1 pseudogene is annotated in these 792 nt (G+C 42.3%); it reads right to left on the bottom strand.

The annotated features are described in order from the left end of the window. Positions 1 to 591: pseudogene (locus tag R7190_RS26790) on the bottom strand (IS4-like element ISVsa5 family transposase); the annotation flags it as partial. Positions 592 to 792: the final 201 nt, after the last annotated feature.

The following is a 792-nucleotide window of genomic DNA, read 5'->3' as shown; positions in this document are numbered from 1 at the left end:
CCAGTTTTCCGCTCCTAGGTCTGCATATTGTACTTTTCCTCTTACTCGACTTAACCAGTACCAACCCAGCTTCTCAACGGATTTATACCATGGCACTTTAAAGCCAGCATCACTGACAATGAGCGGTGTGGTGTTACTCGGTAGAATGCTCGCAAGGTCGGCTAGAAATTGGTCATGAGCTTTCTTTGAACATTGCTCTGAAAGCGGAAAGGCTTTCTCATAAAGAGTAATAGAACGACCATGTAGTGCCACCGAAGCCCGCAATACCATAAGCCGTTTTTGCTCACGGATATCAGACCAGTCAACAAGTACAATGGGCATCGTATTGCCCGAACAGATAAAGCTAGCATGCCAACGGTATACAGCGAGTCGCTCTTTGTGGAGGTGACGATTACCTAACAATCGGTCGATTCGTTTGATGTTATGTTTTGTTCTCGCTTTGGTTGGCAGGTTACGGCCAAGTTCGGTAAGAGTGAGAGTTTTACAGTCAAGTAAGGCGTGGCAAGCCAACGTTAAGCTGTTGAGTCGTTTTAAGTGTAATTCGGGGCAGAATTGGTAAAGAGAGTCGTGTAAAATATCGAGTTCGCACATTTTGTTGTCTGATTATTGATTTTTGGCGAAACCATTTGATCATATGACAAGATGTGTATCTACCTTAACTTAATGATTTTGATAAAAATCATTAGGGGATTCATCAGTGCTTAATCCGAAATCAAAGAAACTAAGAGGTAACTCTCATTCTTCATACTAGCAATCCAATCATCAAACACAAAGCTGGTCTTCTCAATCTTG

It is taken from the genome of Vibrio sp. 1078-1, from assembly GCF_033340475.1.
This window is presented reverse-complemented; position numbering and strand designations above follow the sequence as displayed.